Here is an 8478-nt window from a genome sequence, read left to right on the forward strand (position 1 = left end):
GCTTCCTTGAGATCGGGCCCTGAGCTGCCCCTTTCGGTACGGGTGAGTCGACTGACCGACGTCGCCTGAGGTTGCCAGCTCAGCGGAGCGACAGTTGGCACTCGGAGTACGGACGCTGTACGCAGCGGCTGTGGGATCTCCTGCCGGACGTGGCAGATCTGCGCTGTCATGCAGCCGCCGGATCGTGAGCGCGTGCACTCTTCGCCGCTGGGTGTCCTCGGTCTGGGAGGGAGAGCGGAGTTTGACCTCGAACTCCTCGGCTCGCATCTGATGTGTGGTGTTCCGGCTGATGGCGAGCGGTTGGGGGCGGCTGATCGTGCTGAAGGCAGTGAACGTGGCCTCGGGTGTGCTGAGACGGATCTTCACGCGGGGCTCCGGGCCAGTGGGTGGGGTGCGTCCTCTTCGCGACTCCAGTGCTGTCACGGCCCCAGGCCGCCAATCCGGTACCAGCCGTCGGCTCCCCCCCCCAGCGGCCCAGTTTCGTGCGCAGGCGCGAGGAGGAGGAGACGAGCAGTGTGGCCGCGCCGCACCTCTCGGAATGGATTTCCCAAGGACTTGTCACCCGGCGGGTAGGGCGGGCGGCGGGGCGGGAACAGTCAATCAGTGACCCTCGGGCGGGCGGCTCGGGGCGGGCATACGGGGATCGAAAAGGGAGAACAGGACCATGGTGGGACCGGAGAGCGCGCAGGCCGGGCGACAGCAGTCCGCGGTGGTGCCCTCTGCTCACCTCGCCCCGGCGCTGGACGCCATCGGGGCGGGAGGCTACGTCGTGGACGAGCAGGGCTGCATTCTCGCCGCGAACAGCCGCGCCGCGGAGTTGCTGGGCCGTACCACCGACGAACTGGTGGGGCGGGACGCGCACGACCTGCTGCACCGCGGGCCGCAGGGCCAGCAGCTGCCCGCGACGCAGTGCCGCATGCGGCAGGCATTCCTGGCCGGTTGCCCGGCCCAGGGCAGCGACGAGCACTTCGCGCACGCCGACGGCTCCCTGCTCCCGGTCTCCTGGACGATCACGCCGTACGACGTCGGCGACGGGGGCACCGGCACACTGGTCGTCTTTTACCCCCGCCCGCCGGCCGCCGGCACCGGCCCGCGCCGGGAGCAGTCCGCCGGAACGCTGACCGACTTCGAGCGGCTGGCCCTGCTGGCCGACACCACGACACAGCTGACGTCCACGTTCGACATCGAGGAGGCGCTGCGCCGACTGGTGGGCCTGGTCCTGCCGCGCCTCGCGGACTGGGCCGTCATCGATCTGATCACCGAACGTGATGAGGTGTGGCGCACCGTCGTGGCCCAGGCCGACGGCGACGCCGTGATCCGTCACGTTGACTTCGAAGGGCCGATGCCGCCGGTCCCGGAGGAGTCGCTGATGCCCCTGTCGAAGGCGCTGCGGGGCGTCTCCTCCGCCCTCGCCGGCCCCGACACCTACCGGGGCACGCCGGACTCGGGGATCATGGCCGAGCAGCGTCGTCTCTTCGACAGCGCCGGCCTGCACTCCGCAGCCATGGTGCCCCTGCGCAGCACAAGGGACGTGCTGGGGGCCCTCACCCTCGGCCGTGCCGGCCAGCCGGACAGCTTCACCGTCTCCGACCTGCCCCTGCTGGAGGACATCGCGCGCCGGACCGGCCTGGCCCTGGACAACGCCCGCCTCTACCAGCGCCAGCGCAAGATCGCCGAGACCATGCAGAACCATCTGCTGCCCCAGATGCCGCACGTGCCCGGGCTCAAGATGGCCGTGCGCTACCTGCCCGCCCCCGACGCCTCGCAGGTCGGCGGCGACTGGTACGACGCCTTCGCCCTGCCCGACGGCGCCACCGCGCTCGCCGTCGGCGACGTCGTCGGCCACGACCTGGAGGCCGCGGCGGGCATGGCCCAGCTGCGCAACATGCTGCGGGCCTACGCCTGGGCCCAGCAGGGACCGCCCAGCCGGATCGTCGACCGCCTGGACGAGGCGATCATGCCGATCACCGACGTCACCATGGCCACCCTCGTCCTCGCCCGGGTGACCCGGACCGACGAGGGCCACTGGCAGCTGTCCTGGACCAACGCCGGCCACCCCCCTCCCCTGCTCATCACGCGGGACGGTCTGGCCGAGTACCTCACCGACGGGCACGGGCTCCTGCTGGGGACCGGAGTGCGCACCTCGCGTCCCGACGCCACCGTCCTCCTGCCGCCGGGCGCCACCCTCGTGCTGTACACCGACGGGCTCGTCGAGAAGCCGGGCCACACCCTCGACGAGGGACTGAACCAGCTGCGCCGGCACGCCGCCGCCCTCGCCCACCGTCCGCTGCCGTCCTTCACCGACCAGCTTCTGCGCCGGGTTCAGCCGCCGGGCCTCGACGACGTCGCCCTGCTCGTCCTGCGCACCCCCGCGTGAGAGCCCGGCGGCACCGCCCCGTCCAGGGACGTGGCCCGACGGCATCGAGCGGATGTACCCGGCGCGCACGTGGGACGAGGCGCGTCTGGTGGTGGCGCTCATGCCCGGCGGCGAGGAGGTGTGGCTGCGGATGTCCACCGATTGCTCCCGCGTCGCCGTGTGGACCATCGAGCAGGGGTGTGACGGGGGTGTGACATCTCCGGGGAACAGCCCGGCGTGACGCCGTCGCAAGCCGAGACGCGAGCCCGGCAGCGGTTCGGCCGGCGCACGGACGGCGGGAGTCCGCGTGGCTGCGGCGGGTCCGTGACCTGGGCATCCGGCCACACCATAGGCTCTGCTCCGTGGGCTGGCCGCCGCAGCAAGCGAACGAGCACTCAATGCCGAAGGAGCCGGCTCACGACCCGGCGTACGGCTGTGCCCCGGACACCCGCACGGTCCGTGTCGACCACACGACCTGGCGCGACTGCCGCTGATGTTCCGCTCGCTCATGCGCGAGCGGCGGTCGGGCCGGTGGAGGCACATGTACGACTTCGCTCTGGCCTTCGAGCGCCCGGCGGACGCGGGCGGGCGCGCCTTCAGCCGGCGCCGTTTCCCGCCCGCACCAGGCCCCATTCGTAGGCCACGATGACGGCTTGTGCTCGGTCCCGCAGCTCCAGTTTCGCGAACAGCCGGTTGATATGGGTCTTCACGGTGTGATCCGTGATGGTGAGTCGCCCCGCGATCTCCGCGTTGGACAGTCCCCGGGCGATCAGGGTGAGCACCTCTGCCTCACGTGCCGTCAGTTCCCCGACGGAGTGAACCGGCAGTCGTGACGCCCGAGCGTGCACGTACTCGCAGATCACCCGCTTGGTGATCTCGGGCGAGAGCAGTGCGTTCCCGGCGGCCACCACCCGTACCGCGTGCAGCAGTTCGGGGAAGGTGGCGTCCTTGAGCAGGAATCCTCCCGCCCCGGCTGCGAGAGCGTCGTACACGTACTCGTCGAGACCGAAGGTCGTCAGCATCAGCACTTTCGTCGCGCCGTCGGAGGCGGCCAGGATCTCGCGGGCTGCGTCGATGCCGTTCTTGTGGGGCATCCGGATGTCGAGGAGTGCGAGATCGGGCCGGGTCGTGGCGGCGATGCGTACGGCCTGTACGCCGTCCTCGGCTTCGCCCACGACCTTGATGTCCTCCTGCGTGTTGAGGAGGTTGACAAAGCCGGTGCGGACGACTGCCTGATCGTCGGCGACCAGTGCTCTGATCACGCGCGGCTCCCTCTCCGTTCTGATCATCCGGTCCCCCAGGGAAGCTCTGCCTCCACCAGGAAACCTCCTCCAGGTCCCGCTCCCGCGCTGAGCCGGCCGCCGACCAGGGCCGCCCGCTCGCGCATGCCCGTCAGGCCGTGGCCTGTGCCGGATCCTGGCCGGGGCTCAGGGCCGGGGCCGTCGTCGTGGATGCGGAGCGTGAGTAGCCGACCGGTGCCGTACTCGATCTCCACTACGGTACGTGCTCCGGGAGCGTGCTTGCGGGCGTTGGTCAGTGCCTCCTGGGTGATCCGATAGGCGGACAGTTCCCATGCCGCGGGCAGCGACACCCGTTCCCCCGTGATCTTCAGCTCGGCTTCGCCGCCCACGGCCCGGTGCTGTTCGATCAGTTCGGCGAGATGGTCGAGGGTTGGCTGCGGGGCGATGAGGCTCGTGTCCCCCTGGGCCTGCGGGGTGCGCAGGACACCGAGGAGGCGGCGGAGTTCGGCCATCGAGGAGCGGGCGGTGCCGGCGATCTGCTGGAAGCCGTCGCGGGCCTCGGTGGTGAGCCCGGGGGTGGTGTAGGTGGCGCTCTCGGCCTGGACGGCGATCATCGACACCGAATGCGAGACGATGTCGTGCAGCTCACGGGCTATGGCGGCCCGCTCGGCCTCGGCGGCCTGTTGCCGTTCCATCGCGATCAACTGGGCCTGGGCCAGGTTGCGTTCATGGCGGCTCTGCTCGCGGGAGCGTACGGCGTCGCCCATCATCACGGCTGCGAAGGTGACCACGGTCAGCAGGAAGGACTCGGCGAACAGGCTGAGTGAGTCCTTCTGCCACAGCGGCGGCACCGGCAGGTCCATCCGCGACCAGGTGTTGATGTGCACCAGGTTCACGCACACGGCCCCCAGCGCCCCGCCCGCAACGGTAACCGCCGGGTGGCACACCCGGTAGCGGCCCAGGGTGTAGAAGCCGATCAGCCCGCTGACCGTGATCGAGACGTACAGGCTGACGTCCCCGGCGAACCCCAGCAGCCCGGCGGCGACCGTGACCACCGCCACGGGCGGGAAGGACCGTCGCCACGTCAGCGAGGAGGAGGAGACGAGGACCCCGATCACGGTGGTCAGGGATCCGGGATAGGCGATCAGCTCGGCCACGGCACCGATGGTCAGGGCACCGCCGGTGACCCAGGGGTAGGCGGGTGCGGCGATCCAGGCACGGAACCGCTGCTGAAGGGACGGACGCATGCGTCCATGGTCCGTGCCGACGCGGCAGGGCGCATCACCGCACGGGTTGAGTCTGAGGCCCGATGTCATGCCAAGGGTTGAGTGTCAGGTGCGGAGTGCCGGTTGACGCCTTCCGAACTGCTGATTCCTACCGTCGATGAGCATGACGAAGCGGCTTGAACAGCACGTACGGCATGCCCGGTACGTGCGCGACGAACGGTGGCTGTGGGCCGTGTACGCGCTCGTGGCGCTGGCATTCGCCTTGGTCTCGGACCTGGGGCCGCACCGGGCGTGGGGGGCGCTGGCGGCTGTGGGTTACGCGGTCGCGACGGTGCTGGCGTGTCGTGTGCGCACCCGCCCCGCCGCGCGGATGGCCGCGGTGGCGGGGGCCGTTGTGGTGCCGCTCGTCTCGTTGGTGACGGCCGGGCTCGGACAGTTGGAGGTCGCGGTCGTCGAACGGTCGGGTGAGCTGCTGCTCACCACCGGCAGCCCGTACGTCACCGCCCCTGCGGTCGTCGCCGATTTCAACCCCTACCTGCCGGGGATGGCGCTCTTGGGTGTGCTGCCCGGGGACGCGCGTTGGTGGACGGGCGGCGTCTTCGCCGCGTGCCTGGCCGCGGCCGGCCTGCATCGTGCCTGGCTGCTCGCCTGCCCTGTGATCGCGCTGCCGCTTGCGGTGGGCGGTGTCGATCTTCCGGTGGTCGGCCTGATGTGCCTGGGTGTCGTGCTGGCGGGGCAGGGGCGGCCGGTTGGGGCGGGTCTGGTGCTCGGCGCCGCGGCCGCGCTCAAGTGGACGGCGTGGCCGGCACTGCCCGTGGTGCTGACACTGATCGTGGTACGCCGGGGCCACTGGTGCGCGCTGCGGTATGCGGCCGTGGCCCTGGCCACAGCGACGGCGACGGTGCTGCCCTTCGCCTGGGCCAACCCGGTGGGTTTCTACCGCAGCGCCATCGCCTTCCCGCTGGGCCTCGCCGACACTGCCTCGCCGGCCGCGAGCCCGCTGCCCGGCCGTCTGCTCGCCGCCTACGTCCCGGGCGGAGAGGTGATCGCGCTCGCACTCCTCGCGGTGAGCGCGCTGCTGATCGCGGTGTCGCTGGTGGTGCGGCCCCCGGGCAGGACTCGCACGGCGGCCGCCCGGCTCGCGCTCGGTCTGGGCCTGGCGATGACCCTGATGCCCGCGACCCGCTTCGGCTACTTGATCTACCCGCTGGTGCTCGGGGCGCTGGCGTCCAGCAGGGCGCAGCAGCACGAAGCCACCCCTGGCGCCACCCCCGCCCTTCCCGTCGCACCTGCCTGGGAGAAGACCCTCGTATGACGAACCACTCCCACCGGCGCACGCTGATCGTCACCAACGACTTCCCGCCCCGGCAGGGCGGCATCGAGACGTTCGTCCGTGAACTGGCCGACCGGTTCCCGCCCGACGAGGTGGTCGTCTTCACCTCATCGCCGGACCCAGCCACGGCAGCATCGGCGCCCGACGGCTCTTTCCCGTACCCGGTGATCCGCCACCGGGCACGCACTCTCCTGCCCACGCCACGGGCCACCGCGCACGCCGCATCCGTCGCCCGCCAGTACGGCTGTGACCGGGTGTGGTTCGGCGCGGCGGCACCGCTCGGCCTGATGGCCGGCCGACTGCGGCAGACGACGGACATCCGCACCGTCGTCGCCACCACGCACGGCCACGAAGTCTGGTGGGCCCGTACCCCTGGCGCCAGGACGCTGCTGCGCCGCATCGGCGCGCAGGCCGACGCGCTCACCTGGCTCGGTACGAGCACCCGCCGCCCCATCGAGGCGGCCCTGGCCCCCGGTACCCGCACTGCCCGCCTGGTCCCCGGCGTGGACACCACCGTGTTCCGCCCCGGCCTGGACGGCGGCCCGGTGCGCGACCGCTACGGGCTGGGCCGCCGCCCGGTGATCCTGTGCGCGGCCCGGCTGGTCCCGCGCAAGGGCCAGGACACCTTGATCCGGGCGCTGCCCTGGATCCGCAGGGCGGTCCCGGACGCCGTGCTCCTCCTGGTCGGTGACGGCCCGAACGCCCTCGAACTGCGCCAACTGGCACGGACGGAGGGCGTGCTGGACTCGGTCGTCTTTGCCGGGGGGCATCCCCACCACGCCCTCCCCTCCTTCTACGCCGCCGCCAACGCCTTCGCCATGCCCTGCCGCACCCGAAAACGCGGCCTGGAGATGGAGGGTTTGGGCATCGTCTACCTGGAGGCCGCCGCATCCGGACTCCCGGTCCTGGCGGGCGACTCGGGCGGCGCCCCCGACGCGGTGCGCGAGGGGGAGACCGGCCATGTCGTCGACGGACGCTCGGTGGCGGCAACAGCGGACCGCCTGACCCGGCTGCTGCGGAATCCCGCACTCGCCCGCTCGATGGGCGAGAAGGGTCGCCACTGGGTCCAGACCGAATGGACCTGGGACCTCTCCTACACGACTCTGACGGGGCTGTTCCACTCAGCGGGATCCGCGCAATGAGTGAGCGCACGCCTTGCCCGACCGACTGGTCCGACGAACGCTGGGACCGGCCCACCACGACAATGCCGACGCACGCCCCGGCCGAGATCTACGAGTGGCCAGGCATTGCGCCGGGCCAGGCGGCAGTCGGACCTCTCCTCAGCGTCTCCCATGACGCCTCCCGGGCCGGGTGACACCCCCCAGTCCATGCGCTCGACAGGGGGAACAGTCATGCCGGGCCGGGAGGCCAGCGGCCCTCTTGCAGGACCGCGAAGCAGACGACGCGGGGAAACCGGCGTCCGTGCGGACGCCATGCCCCTTCAGGGTGTCAGCTTTTCACGGGGCCCCCGTTGATGGCGACGCGCTGTCCGTAGCGGGCGTAGGGGTAGTAGTCGTACGTCGCGTGGTGCTGGACGCAGCGGTTGTCCCAGAAGACGAGCGTGCCCGGGGTCCAGCGGACGCGGCAGTGCAGGACCGGCCTGCGGGCGACGATGTCGAAGAGCACGTCGAGCAGGGCCCGGCTCTCGTCGGCGGAGAGCTGCGGGATGCGGCTGGTGTAGGCCTTGTTGACGTACAGGAGTTTGCGGTCGGTCTCGGGATGGCGGGCGACGAGGGGGTGTTCGCTCTTGGGGATGACGTAGTCCGCGGGCGGTGTGTATCCCGCCAGGGCCTGCGCGCCGTCGTGTATCGCGGTGAGCGGGTCGAGCAGGGAGCGCATGGCCGGTGAGAGCATGTCGTAGGCGAGGTGCATGTTGGCGAAGAGGGTGTCGCCGCCGCAGCCCGGCTCGGGTATCTCGGTGATGTAGAGCATCGATCCCAGCGACGGTTCGGCGTCGGCGGTTCCGTCGGCGTGCCAGCCGTTGCCGGCCACGTTGGCCGCGGCCGACGTCGTGCGGATCTCCAGGATGTAGGGGTCGCCCTCGGGCGGCGGCGGGCTGACGGGGCGCAGTTCGCCGAAGGCGGAGGCGAAGCGCTTGTGATACTCGGCGGTGATCGTCTGGTCGCGGAAGACGAGGACGTGGTGGTCGCGGAAGGCCGTGCGGATCTCGTCCAGTTGCTCCGCCGGGATCTCCTGGGACAGGTCGACGCCCGAGATCTCCGCCCCCAGAACCGGGGTGATCCGTTCGACGGTGACCGTGCGGTAGGGGTACGCGGGGCGCGTGGTCACCGCTTCGATCGCCGCGCGTTCGTATGACTCCAT

6 protein-coding genes are annotated in these 8478 nt (G+C 71.2%); 3 read left to right on the forward strand and 3 right to left on the reverse strand.

Features of this window, described 5'->3' with window-relative positions; genetic code table 11:
- Positions 1-664: 664 nt before the first annotated feature.
- Positions 665-2377, forward strand: coding sequence for a SpoIIE family protein phosphatase (locus Sdi02f_RS15240; protein WP_108933453.1), 1713 nt, complete (start codon positions 665-667; stop codon positions 2375-2377).
- Between the two features lie 575 nt (positions 2378-2952).
- On the opposite strand, the gene Sdi02f_RS15250 is transcribed toward Sdi02f_RS15240, so the two are convergent.
- Together Sdi02f_RS15250 and Sdi02f_RS15255 are read right to left on the reverse strand one after the other, a co-directional pair.
- Positions 2953-3645 carry a response regulator gene (locus tag Sdi02f_RS15250; protein WP_030403649.1) on the reverse strand — a complete coding sequence of 231 codons (693 nt, stop codon included), beginning with the start codon at positions 3643-3645 and terminating at the stop codon, positions 2953-2955.
- A complete protein-coding gene (locus Sdi02f_RS15255; RefSeq protein ID WP_108933454.1) occupies positions 3642-4844 on the reverse strand; it encodes a sensor histidine kinase in 1203 nt (400 codons plus the stop codon). Before Sdi02f_RS15255 ends, Sdi02f_RS15250 begins: the two co-directional genes overlap by 4 nt.
- 142 nt (positions 4845-4986) lie before the next feature.
- Between Sdi02f_RS15255 and Sdi02f_RS15260 the strand changes: the two genes are divergently transcribed.
- Positions 4987-6138 carry a glycosyltransferase 87 family protein gene (locus tag Sdi02f_RS15260; protein ID WP_108933455.1) on the forward strand — a complete coding sequence of 384 codons (1152 nt, stop codon included), beginning with the start codon at positions 4987-4989 and terminating at the stop codon, positions 6136-6138.
- Complete coding sequence (locus Sdi02f_RS15265) at positions 6135-7298, forward strand: glycosyltransferase family 4 protein (protein WP_108933456.1); 1164 nt, start codon at positions 6135-6137, stop codon at positions 7296-7298. The genes Sdi02f_RS15260 and Sdi02f_RS15265 overlap by 4 nt, the downstream gene beginning before the upstream one ends.
- Before the next feature lie 307 nt (positions 7299-7605).
- On the opposite strand, the gene Sdi02f_RS15270 is transcribed toward Sdi02f_RS15265, so the two are convergent.
- Complete coding sequence (locus Sdi02f_RS15270) at positions 7606-8478, reverse strand: TauD/TfdA dioxygenase family protein (protein WP_108933457.1); 873 nt, start codon at positions 8476-8478, stop codon at positions 7606-7608.

This window comes from Streptomyces ardesiacus, from assembly GCF_003112575.1.
In the GTDB taxonomy this organism is placed as follows: Bacteria; Actinomycetota; Actinomycetes; order Streptomycetales; family Streptomycetaceae; genus Streptomyces; species Streptomyces ardesiacus.